Origin of the sequence: Shimia thalassica (assembly GCF_001458215.1) — a bacterium.
Classification (GTDB): Bacteria; Pseudomonadota; Alphaproteobacteria; order Rhodobacterales; family Rhodobacteraceae; genus Shimia; species Shimia thalassica.
Window position 1 is genome coordinate 2,086,847 of record NZ_CYTW01000001.1, and the last position, 14,778, is coordinate 2,101,624.

Consider the following 14,778-nt stretch of genomic DNA (forward strand, 5'->3'; position numbering starts at 1 on the left):
CCCGTTTATTACACGATGTGCGTTGCCTTTTAGGCAAACGCCGAATGACTGTCATGCCGCTTGAAGCAAGCGGCATCGTCATATCGAAGTTGGGAAATTTAAGTGGTCGGGACGGCAAGATTCGAACTTGCGACCCCCTGTACCCAAAACAGGTGCGCTACCAGACTGCGCTACGCCCCGGACCGTGGGGGTGATTTAGCGATAATGTTCACGGGTCACAAGGCCAAACCGCAACTTCTTTTAAAATAGATGAATGTTGTACTTCGCTGCCTGCCACAATCCCCATGCGTTCGGCCAGTCCGCCCTTAATTTCAAGGACATAGCGCACGGGTGAGCCGCTGGGAATGGGGGTCCGGTCCAGTGGTTGGGCATTCGAATGGATACGTGAAACCACGCCATTTTCCGCGATAAAAAGCATGTCGAGGGGAATCAGTGTGTTTTCCATCCAGAAAGAAACCGGTTCCGTTTGTTCAAAAACGAAAAGCATTCCGGCACTGCTGGACATCTGGTCGCGATTCATCAGACCAACGGCACGTTCCTGTGCATCATCCGCAACTTCGACAGAAAATCGGGCCTGTCCCCAATCACCACGCAAAAAAACAGCGTCTTCGCGGCAGTCTTGCGCAAAAACAACTGTACCAGACAGAGTGGCCACCGCCACCGCTGCACCCCTCAGGGGATTAATCATGAGTAAACTTCCTAGATCAAAGCACTTTCCCAGGCGGACACTTCGGTCGCCATGCATCCACGCTTACCTTGGATCACGCGAACGGCCAAGGCTTCTCCGGGTTGCAGATCGGACAAGCCGGACCGGCGCAGTACTTCGATATGGACAAACACATCTTCAGGGCGACCAAAGATATTGGCAAACCCAAAGCCCTTTCCCTTGTCGAACCATTTCACCCGCGCAGGTTCAAGAGGTGCATTGCGCATCTCTGTTTCATCAAGATCTTTAAAATCTTCCAAAGTCGCAGACAGAGCCGTTGCAGGTGCATCAATGCGCAGGATTTCTACGGCCTGCACCCCCCGGTCTGTTTCCTGCACGACGATTTCCACCCGCGCTGAATCTGCAACAGAGCTTTGCCCAAAATTGCGAAGTACATTCGCATGTAACAGAATATCCGGACCGCCATCGTCGGATAGAACGAAGCCAAATCCCTTAACCGGATCGAACCACTTCACCTCTCCGGCGATTCGGACACTCACTTTTTCGTTTTCACTCAACAGATTACCCTTACGTAACATCATCCCCATGACATTAAGAGATTCTGCGACAATTATTACTGCACAGCAAGCGAAAATGTACGTTTTTCAGAGACTTGCTTTTCACGTGACGTGAAAACTAGGGATTCAAACGGTTAATTTTCCATTCTGTTTCGGCTGAATCGCGACGCCAGACGAACCGGTCATGCAGGCGAAATGCACCGTCTGCCCAGAATTCTATTTCAACAGGATCAATGCGATAGCCCCCCCAGAATGGCGGGCGCTTGGGCGATGGTCCCTGTTGTGCGGTGACTTTTGCGACTTCGGCCATCAGGGCCGTGCGCGACGAAAGCGGTTTGGACTGGTCCGAGGCCCAGGCACCTAAACGGCTCTTTAAAGACCGCGAAGCATAATAGGCATCGGCCTGTGGCCCCTCTTCACGGGCCACGGTGCCGCGCACCCGAATTTGGCGACGCAATGATTTCCAGTGCATGACAAAGGCCGCTTTGCCGCCCTGCTCTACTTCCTGTGCCTTAGCGCTCCCGTAATTGGTGTAAAACACAAAGGCGTCATCCTCGATATCCTTGAGCAGCACCATGCGTGCATTCGGCAGGCCATCGGCGTCCACAGTCGACAATGCAATCGCGTTGGGATCGTTGATTTCGGATTTTTCCGCCTCGGCCAGCCACAAACGTGCGATGGAAAACGGGTCGTCCCCTGCAAAAATTCCAGTTCTGTCTGACATATCTTTCCCTTTGTCTGCGTTTTATGCCGCTCTTGATGCGATCTGTTGTATCGCCTAAACGTCCTTCAACCGAATTTGGACGGAGATGACGGAATGTCAAACAATCTGATGGCAGGCAAGCGCGGCCTCATTATGGGCCTAGCCAACGACAAGTCGATTGCCTGGGGCATCGCAAAGGCCTGTGCAGATGCAGGCGCAGAGATGGCTTTCTCTTACATGGGGGATGCGTTCAAGAAACGTGTCGAACCCCTGGCCGAGAAGCTTGGCGTCGAAACACTGATCGATTGTGATGTTTCTGACCCGGACTCGATCGACAAGGCATTTGCAGAAATCGAAGCCAAATGGGGCAAGATCGACTTTCTCGTGCACGCCATCGGTTTCTCAGACAAGAACGAACTGCGCGGCCGCTATGTGGAAACGTCGAAAGACAACTTCCTTATGACTATGGACATTTCGGTCTACTCGTTCACGGCTGTGATGCAGCGCGCCGAGAAGCTGATGAAAGAAGGTGGCTCTGCCCTCACCCTCACCTACTATGGTGCGGAACAGGTGATGCCACATTATAATGTCATGGGTGTGGCCAAGGCCGCCCTCGAAGCGTCGGTCATGTATCTTGCCGAAGATCTGGGCAAAGATGGTATCCGTGTGAACGCGATCTCGGCCGGCCCCATCAAAACATTGGCGGCTTCGGGCATTGGTGACTTCCGCTATATCCTGAAATGGAACGAACTGAATTCGCCCCTGCGTCGCAATGTAACAATTGATGATGTCGGCAACTCGGCGCTTTATCTGCTGTCCGATCTGGGTTCGGGTGTCACGGGCGAAAACCTTCACGTTGATGCGGGATATCACGTGGTCGGAATGAAAGCCGTCGACGCGCCCGATATCGACGCCGTGACCGGGAGAAAATAAATGACCGATCGTTTGCCTCATGAAAAAGGGTTCCACATCAGCTGGGATCAAATCCACCGCGACAGCCGCGCCTTGGCGTGGCGTCTGGACGGGCACGGCCCCGACAATGGCGCATGGAGAGCGGTTGTTGCGATCACACGCGGCGGCATGGCCCCTGCCATGATCGTGAGCCGTGAACTCGACATTCGCACGGTTGATACGATCAGCGTGAAATCCTACCACTCGGGCGGCGGCAAACAGGACGAGCAGCGCGACGCGCAGGTTCTCAAGAGCCCTGACGCCGAACTGATGGGCGACGGCGAAGGGATCCTCATCGTGGATGACCTTGTCGACAGCGGTAAAACACTCGAGCTGGTGCGCGAACTTTACCCCAAAGCGCATTTCGCAACCGTTTACGCCAAACCCAAAGGCGAGCCCATGGTGGATACGTTCATCACCGGCGTGAGCCAGGACACATGGATTTTCTTCCCGTGGGACATGGCGCTGCAATACGTCGAACCCTATCGCGGCACAGATTAATCCCTGCCCGCTTCGAATGGTCATGGTTTCTCGGGGAACATGAATTTCGAACAGAACACGACTTGGCGGATTGCCTTGAGCGAAAGCGGCCCCTAGGGTCGCTTTTGTCGTTTTAACGTTCAGGAGAAATCCATGACCCTGCCCCGCACCGCCACAACCTTTGCCCCCCCTGTGATGGAGGCACGACGCTGGCTTGAGGGCGTGCAGTTTACGCAGGACATGCCCCTGATCAATGTCAGCCAGGCGGCTCCGGTTGATCCGCCCCCCGAAGCATTGCGGCGCCACATCGCCGAAACGGCACTGAATGTGCCCGACGCCCATCTCTATGGGCCGGTTCTGGGTTTGCCGGAATTGCGCGCGGAAGTGGCAAGCCAGTTCTCGGCGGCCTATGGCGGTGACATCGCGGCGGAACAGGTTTCCATCACGTCCGGCTGTAATCAGGCCTTCTGTGCCGCGATCATGAGCCTGTGCGGCGAAGGGGATGAGGTGATCCTGCCAACGCCTTGGTATTTCAACCATAAAATGTGGCTGGATATGTTGGGTGTCACGGCTGTGCCCCTGCCAACTGGGCCAAACCTGTTGCCCGATCCTGATCAGGCTGCAGCGCTGATGACGGACCGCACACGTGCGGTTGTACTTGTCACCCCGAACAATCCGGGCGGCGTCGAATACCCCTCCGATCTGGTTCAGAGCTTTTTCGATCTGGCCCGCGACAAGGGCTGTGCCCTGATCGTTGACGAGACCTACCGCGACTTTGATTCGCGTACAGGGGCCCCGCACAATCTGTTTGCTGATCCCGATTGGCATGACACGCTGATCCAGCTTTATTCCTTCTCCAAGGCGTACCGGCTAACCGGCCATCGGGTTGGCGCGATGATCACCAGCGCCGCGCGTCTGGCCGAAGCCGAAAAGTTTCTCGACACGGTCACGATCTGTCCAAACCAGCTGGGCCAGCACGCAGCCCTTTGGGGCATGCAGAACCTTGGGCAATGGCTTTCGGGGGAACGTGCCGAAATCCTTGACCGTCGCGCCGCCATTTCAGACCATTTCCCGATGCTCGAACCCGAAGGTTGGAAACTGATGGGCGTGGGCGCCTATTTCGCCTATGTGGAACACCCCTTTGACATGCCCTCGGATCAGCTTGCCCAGTCATTGGTGCGCAAGGCACATGTTTTGACACTGCCCGGAACAATGTTCACCCCCACCGGCGATCCTGACGGCAAGAAACAGATGCGCATCGCCTTTGCCAATGTGGACCGCGCGGGCATTCAGACACTGTTCGAACGATTGCAGGGCGTGGGAGCGCTCTGATCCTTCCGACTTATCCCGAGAACCTTGCCGTATCCCCGATACCAACACGATCGGGGGCACGGGGAATGGCGTGTTTGCCCGCAAAACCCGCGCAAATGTGATGCTCTGCGCCCTTGGGCCGCCCGTCACCTCTTGCGACCCCAAGCCATGCAGCGTAGACATCCCCGAAGGGTCTTTTTCACGACCGCCAACGACGGGGAAATACATATGTCCAAGGGAAAAACATCAAGCATTCTGGTCTGGATCCTGATGGCCATGCTCATCGTCGGTCTCGGCGGTTTCGGCGCCTTGAATCTTTCGGGAACCGTGACCACGCTTGGCACTGTTGGCGATGAAGAAGTCACGCTCAATGAATATGCGCTCGAGCTGCAACGCGAGATTGGTGTCATCGAGGCCCAAGCCGGTCAGGCGATCAGCTTTGCCGATGCGCGCGCGGGTGGATTGGATCAGGCGGTATTGGCCAATCTCATTGCACAACACGCAATGGATGCCGAAAACCGGCGCATGGGTCTGTCGCTTGGTGACGAAAACCTGGCGCAAGAGCTTTTCAGCATTCCGGAATTCCAGAACGCGGACGGATCTTTTAACCGTGATGCCTATAGCTATGCCATGGAACAGGCCCGTTTGAGCGAAGCGGAATTCGAAGAAAGCGTACGTGACGAAACCGCCCGCCGCTGGTTGCAAGCCGGTCTGATCACCGGTGTTGCGATGCCTGAAACCTATGCAAACACTTTGTTGAACTATGTCGGCGAAGAGCGTGATGTCACCATTGCACGCCTTGATGCAGATATGCTTGTCGTGCCCACCCCTGCAGCCGATGATGTAACACTGCGTGCGTTTTATGATGCAAACCTCGACAACTACATGCACCCGGCCACACGCAATATTTCCTATGCATGGCTCACGCCGGACATGTTGATCGACACTGTCGAGATCGACGAGACCACCCTGCGCGAAACCTATGAGGCACGCAGTGGCGAATACAATCGCGCCGAACGCCGCCTTGTCGAACGTCTTGGGTTTGCAACCGAAGAAGACGCCCAGCTGGCCCTTGACCGGATGAACCGCGGCGAAGCTTCTTTTGAGACGATTGTTGACGAACGCGGCCTGCAACTGGCCGATGTCGACATGGGCGACGTCAGCCAGAACGAACTGGGCGGCGCGGCTGGAGAAGCGGTTTTTGTTGCGCCAAGCGGATCGATTGTTGGACCGGTCAACTCTGATCTGGGCGCAGCCCTGTTCCGCATCAATGGCATTTTGCCAGCACAGTCGACCACCTTTGAAGACGCCCTGCCCGTCCTGCGCGAAGAACTGGCAGCGGAACGCGCACGCCGGATCATCGACACCCAGATCGGCGATATTGACGATCTGCTGGCAGCTGGCGCCACAGTTGAAGAACTGGCCAAAGAAACCGAAATGGAATTCGGCACGCTGGGATGGCACGCAAATGCGCTGGAACCCATCGCGGGATATGAAGCCTTCCGCGCCGTTGCGGCTCAGGTCAAAACATCCGATTTCCCACAGGTTGAACAGCTTGAGGATGGCGGCATCTTTGCTCTGCGTCTGGATGATGAAACCGACGCGACACCAAAACCGTTTGAAGAAGTGCGCCCTCAGGTTCTGACCGACTGGACCAACTCGGAAACGGTTCGCCGCCTGCAAGAGATGGCAGACGGTCTCGTGACACAGCTCGAAGGCACTGCAGCATTTGATGCCTTTGGTCTGGAAGCGCGTTCCGAAGCCGGTATTCTGCGTGACGGTTTCGTGGCCGAGGTTCCCGCCAATTTTGTGAGCCAGATCTTCGGCCTCGAAGCAGGCAAAGTCATCGCCATTCAGGCACAGGATCACGTTATTCTTGCCCGTCTGGATGCGGTACGCGCACCTGATCTCACCAACCCCAACACGCAACAGATGCGGCAGCTGGTGCTCCAGCAGGCATCAGAAGCGTTGGCGCTGGATGTCTATCAGGCCTATGCCGCCGATCTGCAAAACGTCTATCCTGTCACCGTAAACCAGCAGGCGCTGAATGCGGTGCACGCCCAATTCCAGTAAGACCGGCGTAACACCCGGCCGCAAAAGGTAACTATCGTGGAACTGACACCCTCTTTTGACAGCTTTGCCGCCGCCTATGAGGCTGGTCGCAATCAGGTCGTCTATACCCGACTGGCGGCGGATCTGGACACGCCTGTGTCCCTCATGCTCAAACTGACCGGCGCCCAGAAAGACGCATTCATGTTGGAATCCGTCACCGGAGGCGAGGTCCGCGGGCGTTATTCGATCATCGGAATGAAACCCGATCTGGTCTGGCAGTGTCACGGCACCCAATCTCGCATCAACCGCAGTGCGCGGTTTGATCCCGATGGATTCGAAGATCAGGATATCGAACCACTGACAGCCCTACGCGCCCTGATCGAGGAAAGCCGGATCGACCTGCCGGAAGACCTGCCTCAGGCAGCGGCCGGGCTGTTCGGGTATCTTGGCTATGACATGATCCGTCTTGTCGAACATTTGCCCAATGTGAATCCCGACCCTCTGGGATTGCCGGACGGATGCATGTTGCGCCCCTCTGTTGTGGCGGTTCTGGACGGCGTCAAAGGCGAAGTCACCGTGGTAAGCCCAGCATGGGCGAACGACGGCATGACCGCCAAGGCCGCCTATGCACAGGCCGCAGAGCGCGTAATGGATGCGGTGCGCGATCTGGAACGGGCGATGCCACAGGCCGCGCGTGATCTGGGCGATGCGGACGAGATTGCCCCACCGGTCAGCAACTTTACCAAGTCCGGCTATATGGCGGCTGTGGAAAAGGCCAAAGACTATATCCGTGCCGGTGACATCTTTCAGGTGGTGCCAGCGCAACGCTGGACACAGGATTTCCGCCAGCCTCCTTTTGCGCTTTATCGCAGTTTGCGGCGCACCAACCCGTCGCCGTTCATGTTCTATTTCAACTTCGGCGGATTTCAGGTTGTAGGCGCGAGCCCCGAAATTCTTGTGCGGGTCTTTGGGGACGAGGTCACCATTCGTCCGATCGCCGGCACCCGCCCTCGCGGTGCCACGCCCGAAGAAGACAACGCGCTGGAAGCAGATCTGCTGGCCGACAAGAAAGAACTGGCAGAGCATTTGATGCTGCTTGATCTGGGCCGGAATGACACCGCACGTGTGTCCAAAGTTGGCACGGTACGTCCAACCGAAAAGTTCATCATCGAACGCTACAGCCATGTGATGCACATCGTGTCAAATGTGGTGGGTGAGCTGTCCGACGACAAAGATGCGCTGGATGCGTTTTTTGCAGGCATGCCCGCAGGCACGGTTTCCGGTGCACCCAAAGTGCGCGCAATGGAAATCATTGACGAACTCGAGCCTGAAAAGCGCGGTGTCTATGGCGGCGGTGTCGGGTATTTCAGCTCGGGCGGTGATATGGATATCTGTATTGCCCTGCGCACAGCCATCGTGAAAGATGAAAAACTCTATATTCAGGCTGGTGGCGGTGTCGTTTACGACAGCGATCCAGAGGCCGAATATATGGAAACCGTGCATAAATCGAATGCCATCCGACGCGCAGCGGCAGATGCGGCACGATTTACCGGATCCGGCAACAGCTGACCAACAGTCTGTTTTGCAAAGAAAAAGCCCCGAAACCGGATTCTGGTTTCGGGGCTTTTCTATTTTGGAAGGACCTCTATCGGATCAGAGTTCTTTCTGGCGCAGCAATGTGGACACCGGTGCCAGAGACACGGTGTTGGCCCGGTCTTGCAAGCCCCACAGCAACAATGCGGAAACGGTTTCGTCGCGGACACGGCCAACCATGATCACGCCGCCTTCCTGACCGGCTTTGAACGCCGCCTGATCAAGGAAGCGCCGGATGACGGTTGCGTTCTGGCCTTTGCCGTCAAAATCGCGAAACACAGTTGCGGCAGGAACCCCGTCGCGAGAGGCCAGTTTTTGCGCCGTGTTCAATCCTTTGGGGAACATCACGAGCCCATGCCCCGACCCAAGCAGCACGGCGCGAGTCTGGTCAGAGACCACTTTGGAACCTTGCAGGCCGTCTGCGACACCCTCAAGCACGCCGACGGCTTCGGGTATGGCGGACAGGTGGGCATCCAGAGCCACTTCAACATCGCCCGCTGCCGCGCCCGCAGGAAGGTCAATCATGGCCAAAACTTCGAACCCCATGCCGCGATACTGTGCAACACGGTCAGCAACATCCGGTGCGAGGGTGTTTACCGCGAAGCTCAGCGGATAAGGAAAGCTGCCGAGTGCCTGAACATCGATGTTTGCAGTGCCATCGTCGATCAGCACGATAGACATCACAGGCTTGCCCGGGTCGGCCTCAAACGGTTCGGCGTTGACATCAAACGGGCGCGTCTTTGCCATTTCTTCAACGGCATCCGCGCCTTCGCCCTCGTCAGAAACAGTCGGCAGTCGTGAGGATTCAAGCTGTGGGAAGGTTTCTTCCAGATTGCCTGCTGGCTTTAGCATCGACTCGCCATCTGCCGACGCTTCTGCTTGTTGCATTTCGGCTTCTCCCCCTTCGGCCGAGGGGGTCACATCCTGTTCGGGCGCAGGGTCTGGCGTTTCAAATGCGCCTTCCTCGGTCAACAAGGCTTCGCTGTCACTTTGTGGGGCTTCCATGCCCTCTTCGTCCGTAACGCCGTCAGCAGAGGAGGAAAACGCGCCTTCGGTCTCGGGCACGGCTGGGGCCATTGGCTGTGCGGGGTTGGTGGTGATCGACAACTCATCCGCCCCAACGGGCGCCGACGGCACCTGTGCCTGCGTTTCGGGCAAGACGGGATCGGACATGGCATCACTGCTCATTTCAGACGAGGACGCACCGGTATCGGGCGCAACCATCCCTGTTCCGGGTGTCGAAATCTGGGGCTGGGGCGCAGATTCGGTGTCCGCAAGCGGGGGCTGATCGCCATCTGCAGAGGCCGAAACCTCTGGCAGGTCTGCTTCGGGAACAGTTTCATCTGCCTGTGATCCGGTACCCATTGCGGCGCCTTCAGAAGATTCTGTGCCGGCCACGGGTTCTGTTGCATCCGTTTGAAGTGTGACCGTCGCAGGCAGCGGTGCCAGCAAAGACGCAAGCCCCACAACAATTGCCACGATGATTGCGCCCCAGAAAACGCCGGATATCAAACCTCTGAACATGCTTTTCGCCCCCTTGCCTGCTCTTTTCGACCCTTCTGGTCGCCTGTTTCTCGTGCGATTGACGGGTTTGCGGGGTGTGAACCTGTCCACACCCTCTTGACCCTACGCGCCAAGCCTGAACATGTATACCGCGACCATGGCCAGGGTCTCTACCCTGTTTCTCATCTTTGGACAAAGAACTGTAACATGCTGCTCCTGATCGATAACTATGACAGCTTCACCTACAATCTCGTGCATTATCTGGGCGAGCTTGGCGCGGATGTGAGCGTTTACCGCAATGATGCCCTGACGGTTCAGGACGCAATGGGATTAAAACCCGCCGGGATCCTTTTATCTCCGGGTCCTTGCGATCCGGATCAGGCCGGAATTTGTCTGGCCCTGACCGAAGCGGCCGCCGAAACCAGGACACCGTTGATGGGTGTGTGCCTCGGCCACCAGACCATTGGTCAGGCCTTTGGGGGCAACGTGGTGCGCTGTCATGAAATCGTACATGGCAAAATGGGCACGATGCATCACCACAACAAAGGCCTGTTCAAGGGGCTGCCCTCTCCGTTTGAGGCCACGCGGTATCATTCCTTGATCGTGGAACGCGAAACCCTGCCTGAGTGCCTTGAAATCACCGCAGAACTTGAAGATGGCACCATCATGGGGCTGCAGCACCGCGAATTGCCCATTCAAGGCGTGCAGTTCCACCCCGAATCCATCGCTTCGGAACACGGCCACGCCATGCTGAAGAACTTTCTTGATACGATGCCAGCAACAGAAGAGGCCTGATCCATGAGCGACGCAATCAAACCGCTGATCGGAAACGCGGCTGACCGCCCCTTGACGCGCGACGAGGCAGAACAGGCCTTTTCAATCCTGTTTGATGGCGCCGCCACCCCAAGCCAGATTGGCGGTCTTTTGATGGCGCTGCGCACACGCGGCGAAACCGTTGATGAGTATGCCGCCGCTGCCGCCGTAATGCGGGCCAAATGCAACGCCGTCAAAGCGCCGGACGGCGCCATCGACATCGTTGGCACTGGTGGCGACGGCAAACACACGCTGAACATTTCGACTGCAACGGCCTTTGTCACGGCTGGTGCGGGCGTCGCCGTGGCAAAACACGGAAACCGCAACCTGTCCTCCAAATCTGGTACCGCAGATGTTCAAAGCCAGATGGGCATCAATGTGATGGTCGGGCCGTCGGTCGTGGAAAAAGCGCTGGCCGAGTGTGGCATAGCCTTCATGATGGCGCCCATGCACCATCCCGCGATTGCCCACGTCATGCCCACCCGACAAGAGCTGGGCACGCGCACAATTTTCAACATTCTCGGGCCGTTGACCAACCCCGCTGGCGTCAAGCGCCAGCTGACGGGCGCATTCACCCGCGACCTGATCCGTCCTATGGCGGAAACACTTGGCCGTTTGGGCAGCGAACGCGCATGGCTGGTGCATGGATCGGATGGCACAGATGAATTGACGATCACGGGCGTGAGCTGGGTCTCGGCGTTGGAAACAGACGGGTCGGTCGTCGATGTCGAACTTCATCCCGAAGATGCCGGCCTGCCGGTCCATCCTTTCGAGGATATTGTCGGGGGCACGCCAGAAGAAAACGCGATGGCCTTTCGTGCCCTGCTGAACGGGGCACAAAGCGCCTATCGGGATGCGGTTCTTCTGAATTCTGCGGCAGCACTGGTTGTGGCGGATGCCGCAAGCGACCTGCGTGTTGGTGTCGACATGGCACGCGAAAGCATCGACAGCGGCAAAGCCCTTGAAAAAGTCGAAGCTTTGGCTCGCATCACATCGGCAGCGTCATAAAGCACGACGAGGGGGGCGGCTTTCATGCAGATACCAGAACGCTGGTCTTTCTTGCCGTTCTTTTCCGAGTCCCTTCCGGGGATCGAAGCCGCCTTGCAAGAGGACACGCGCGAGATTCTTCCGCCCGAAGAACACCGTTTTGCGGCCCTGATGAACACTGCGCCGGAACAGGTGCGTGTCGTGATTCTGGGACAGGACCCCTACCCGACTCCGGGCCATGCGCACGGGCTGTCTTTTTCGGTCGAGCCTGATGTGCGTCCACTGCCCCGCAGCCTGAACAATATTTACAAGGAAATGGTCGACGATCTGGGGCAAGCTCCTGTGAATGGCGACCTGCGGCATTGGGCCAACCAGGGTGTTCTTCTTTTAAACACCGTGCTGTCCGTTCCCGCAAAAGAAGCCAATGGCCACAAAGGCTTGGGGTGGCAAACCCTGAGCCATCAGATCCTTGACGAAGTGTCCAAACGCCCCACCGCTTTTGTGCTTTGGGGCAATCATGCACAGGCATTGGCCAAACATATACGTCCGGGTGATCACCTCTTGATCGAAACCGCACATCCATCCCCTCTCTCTGCGCGAAAAGGGTTCTTCGGTTCTCGTCCGTTTTCGCGTATCAACGACTGGCTTGCCGCTCGGGGCGAGTCCCAAATTAACTGGATCACCGCATGACCCAAACCGTTCTGGACAAAATCAAAGCCTATAAACTGGAAGAGGTTGCAGCCGATAAAGCCGCGAAACCTTTGACCGAAGTCGAGGCCGAAGCGCGCGATGCATCGCCCATTCGCGGCTTTGCCGACGCGCTGTTCCAAGCCAGCCGCCAAGGCTATGGCCTGATTTCCGAGGTCAAGAAAGCCTCGCCGTCCAAAGGTTTGATCCGCCCCGACTTTGATCCGCCCGTGTTGGCCAAAGCCTATGAAGACGGTGGCGCGACATGTTTGTCGGTTTTGACTGACACCCCCAGCTTTCAAGGCGCAAAAAAATATCTGACCGCCGCACGCGAGGCCACAAACCTGCCTGCGCTGCGCAAGGATTTCATGTACGACACCTATCAAGTGGCCGAAGCCCGCGCATTGGGTGCGGACTGTATCCTGATCATCATGGCCTCGGTCAGCGATGCGCAGGCGCAGGAACTGGAAGATGCCGCCTTTGGGTGGGGCATGGATGTGCTTATCGAAGTGCACGATGCGATCGAACTGGAACGCGCAACCAAGTTGAAATCGCCCCTTATGGGCATCAACAACCGCAATCTGAAAACCTTTGAAACATCACTGGATACCACACGCGAGCTGTCTAAACTGGTGCCTGCAGACCGCTATGTCGTGTCCGAAAGCGGGCTGAACACGCCAGCCGACCTTGCGGATATGGCACGTTATGGTGCGCGCATGTTCCTGATCGGGGAAAGCCTGATGCGCAAGGATGATGTCGCCACGGCCACACGCGAGTTGCTTGCTGATCCATTGATGCAGCCGGGGGCGTTTTAATGTCGGGTTTGACCCATTTTGACGGCAAGGGCGATGCCCATATGGTGGATGTTTCGGAAAAAGCCGTCACATCACGCGTGGCTGTCGCAGAAGGCTGGGTGCGTATGAAGCCCGAAACCCATGCGATTATTGCCGAAGGTCGAGCCAAAAAGGGCGATGTTCTCGGGGTTGCCCGTTTGGCTGGCATCATGGGGGCCAAGCAATGTGCGACATTGATCCCGTTGTGCCATCCGCTTCCCATCACGAAGGTTTCGGTCGAGTTGACCACCGATGCCGATCTGCCCGGAGTACGCATCGAGGCCACGGTTAAGACAACCGGCCAGACCGGTGTCGAAATGGAAGCGCTGACGGCGGTGAATGTCGCCGCCTTGACGGTCTATGACATGTCAAAGGCCGTTGATAAAGATATGGAAATCGGCGGCATCCGCGTCATCCTGAAAGATGGTGGAAAATCAGGGAGATACGAGGCGACATGATCTCGGTTTCAGAGGCCCTTTCCCACCTGTTTGCCCTTGCCGGACCTTTGGAAAGCGAAAGCGTTCCGTTGTCCAAGGCAAACGGGCGTGTACTTGGCCAGGACGTTTTTGCGCGCCGCGACCAGCCGCCCTTTTCGGCCTCTGCTATGGATGGATATGCCGTTTGCGCCAAGGATGTCGTGTCTGGTGCCACCCTTGAGGTGATCGGCGAAGCTGCAGCAGGACACGGGTTTTCGGGCACTGTCACAACAGGTCAGGCCGTACGGATTTTCACAGGCGCACCTGTGCCTGTGGGGGCGGACCGCGTGGTCATTCAGGAAGACGTGAGCCGGGACAGCAGCACGATCACGCTTGGTGATAAGATCGACGCCGGTTTTCACATCCGCCCCGCCGGAGGGGATTTTTCCGAAGGCGATCGTTTGTCGGCGCCGCGCGTTCTGACGCCGTCGGACATTGCGCTCATGGCGTCCATGAATATCGCAAATGTCCCCGTCATCCGCAAACCGCGCGTGGCCATCATGTCGACGGGTGATGAATTGGTCATGCCCGGTGAGACACCCGGCCCCGACCAGATCATTTCCTCGAACAGCTTCGGGCTTCAGGCCTTGTTGCGCGATCTAGGCGCCGAAGCGCGCCTGTTGCCAATCGCAAAAGACACCCGCAGTTCGCTCGAGACAGCCTTCTCGATGGCGGATGACGCAGATCTGGTGATCACAATCGGTGGCGCCTCGGTCGGTGATCATGATCTGGTGGGCGACGTGGCCGTTGATCTGGGCATGTCGCGCAGCTTTTACAAAATCGCGATGCGGCCCGGCAAACCCTTGATGGCCGGCCGACTGGAAAATGGTGCGGTCATGATCGGCCTGCCCGGTAACCCTGTTTCGGCCATGGTGTGCGGACATATCTTTATGGCCCCTGTGATCCGCCAAATGCTCGGGCTTGGCCCGTCAGCGCCACAAGAAGAAACCGCTTTGCTTGCTGCGCCCCTTTCTGCAAATGGGCCGCGCCAACACTATATGCGGGCACGCGTCGAAGCAGGCCGCATCACCGCATTCGAGCGTCAGGATTCATCTTTGCTGACGATTTTGTCCCAAGCCAATGCCCTTTTGATCAGGCCACCGCATGATCCCGAACGGGTCAGTGGCGAAACGGTCCGCTACGTCCCCTTATAGCATTCCAAGAC

At 57.2% G+C, this 14,778-nt stretch carries 15 protein-coding genes and 1 tRNA gene; 11 read left to right on the forward strand and 5 right to left on the reverse strand.

The window, feature by feature from the left end:
- Positions 1–103: 103 nt before the first annotated feature.
- The 4 genes from PH7735_RS09430 to pdxH form a co-directional block, all read right to left on the reverse strand.
- A tRNA-Pro gene (locus tag PH7735_RS09430) sits at positions 104–180 on the reverse strand.
- A gap of 28 nt (positions 181–208) precedes the next feature.
- On the reverse strand, positions 209–688 hold the full coding sequence (locus PH7735_RS09435) for a DUF192 domain-containing protein (RefSeq protein WP_058310992.1): 480 nt from the start codon (positions 686–688) through the stop codon (positions 209–211).
- Positions 689–699: 11 nt separating this feature from the next.
- Positions 700–1,224 carry a cold-shock protein gene (locus PH7735_RS09440; protein WP_233488285.1) on the reverse strand — a complete coding sequence of 175 codons (525 nt, stop codon included), beginning with the start codon at positions 1,222–1,224 and terminating at the stop codon, positions 700–702.
- Between the two features lie 118 nt (positions 1,225–1,342).
- Positions 1,343–1,948, reverse strand: a complete 606-nt coding sequence (gene pdxH / locus PH7735_RS09445) for a pyridoxamine 5'-phosphate oxidase (protein WP_058310993.1) — start codon at positions 1,946–1,948, stop codon at positions 1,343–1,345.
- 93 nt (positions 1,949–2,041) lie between these two features.
- Here pdxH and fabI point away from each other — a divergent pair, with 93 nt between their 5' ends.
- The 5 genes from fabI (at position 2,042) to trpE (ending at position 8,290) form a co-directional block, all read left to right on the forward strand.
- Positions 2,042–2,860 (forward strand): enoyl-ACP reductase FabI, encoded by an 819-nt coding sequence (gene fabI / locus PH7735_RS09450; RefSeq protein WP_058310994.1) that lies wholly within the window; start codon positions 2,042–2,044, stop codon positions 2,858–2,860.
- Positions 2,861–3,379: a xanthine phosphoribosyltransferase gene (gene gpt / locus PH7735_RS09455; RefSeq protein WP_058310995.1), complete on the forward strand. Its 519-nt coding sequence runs from the start codon at positions 2,861–2,863 to the stop codon at positions 3,377–3,379.
- Between the two features lie 132 nt (positions 3,380–3,511).
- A complete protein-coding gene (locus PH7735_RS09460) occupies positions 3,512–4,690 on the forward strand; it encodes an aminotransferase (RefSeq protein WP_058310996.1) in 1,179 nt (392 codons plus the stop codon).
- A 207-nt stretch (positions 4,691–4,897) separates the two neighbouring features.
- Positions 4,898–6,742 (forward strand): peptidylprolyl isomerase, encoded by a 1,845-nt coding sequence (locus PH7735_RS09465; RefSeq protein ID WP_058310997.1) that lies wholly within the window; start codon positions 4,898–4,900, stop codon positions 6,740–6,742.
- A 36-nt stretch (positions 6,743–6,778) separates the two neighbouring features.
- Complete coding sequence (gene trpE, locus PH7735_RS09470; RefSeq protein WP_058310998.1) at positions 6,779–8,290, forward strand: anthranilate synthase component I; 1,512 nt, start codon at positions 6,779–6,781, stop codon at positions 8,288–8,290.
- Between the two features lie 84 nt (positions 8,291–8,374).
- Here trpE and PH7735_RS09475 read toward each other — a convergent pair whose 3' ends face one another.
- Entirely contained in the window at positions 8,375–9,838 is a 1,464-nt protein-coding gene (locus PH7735_RS09475; RefSeq protein WP_058310999.1) for a divergent polysaccharide deacteylase family protein, read from the reverse strand.
- A gap of 186 nt (positions 9,839–10,024) precedes the next feature.
- Between PH7735_RS09475 and PH7735_RS09480 the strand changes: the two genes are divergently transcribed.
- The 6 genes from PH7735_RS09480 to PH7735_RS09505 are packed head-to-tail and all read left to right on the forward strand — an operon-like array spanning position 10,025 to position 14,767.
- The gene (locus PH7735_RS09480) at positions 10,025–10,612 is read left to right on the forward strand and encodes an anthranilate synthase component II (protein ID WP_058311000.1); all 588 of its coding nucleotides are present in this window, start codon (positions 10,025–10,027) and stop codon (positions 10,610–10,612) included.
- Positions 10,613–10,615: 3 nt separating this feature from the next.
- Complete coding sequence (trpD, locus tag PH7735_RS09485) at positions 10,616–11,638, forward strand: anthranilate phosphoribosyltransferase (protein ID WP_058311001.1); 1,023 nt, start codon at positions 10,616–10,618, stop codon at positions 11,636–11,638.
- Between the two features lie 24 nt (positions 11,639–11,662).
- Entirely contained in the window at positions 11,663–12,307 is a 645-nt protein-coding gene (locus tag PH7735_RS09490; RefSeq protein WP_058311002.1) for a uracil-DNA glycosylase, read from the forward strand.
- Entirely contained in the window at positions 12,304–13,119 is an 816-nt protein-coding gene (gene trpC, locus PH7735_RS09495) for an indole-3-glycerol phosphate synthase TrpC (RefSeq protein WP_058311003.1), read from the forward strand. The genes PH7735_RS09490 and trpC overlap by 4 nt, the downstream gene beginning before the upstream one ends.
- Entirely contained in the window at positions 13,119–13,595 is a 477-nt protein-coding gene (gene moaC / locus PH7735_RS09500; RefSeq protein WP_058311004.1) for a cyclic pyranopterin monophosphate synthase MoaC, read from the forward strand. The genes trpC and moaC overlap by 1 nt, the downstream gene beginning before the upstream one ends.
- Entirely contained in the window at positions 13,592–14,767 is a 1,176-nt protein-coding gene (locus tag PH7735_RS09505; RefSeq protein WP_058311005.1) for a molybdopterin molybdotransferase MoeA, read from the forward strand. Before moaC ends, PH7735_RS09505 begins: the two co-directional genes overlap by 4 nt.
- Positions 14,768–14,778 lie beyond the last annotated feature (11 nt).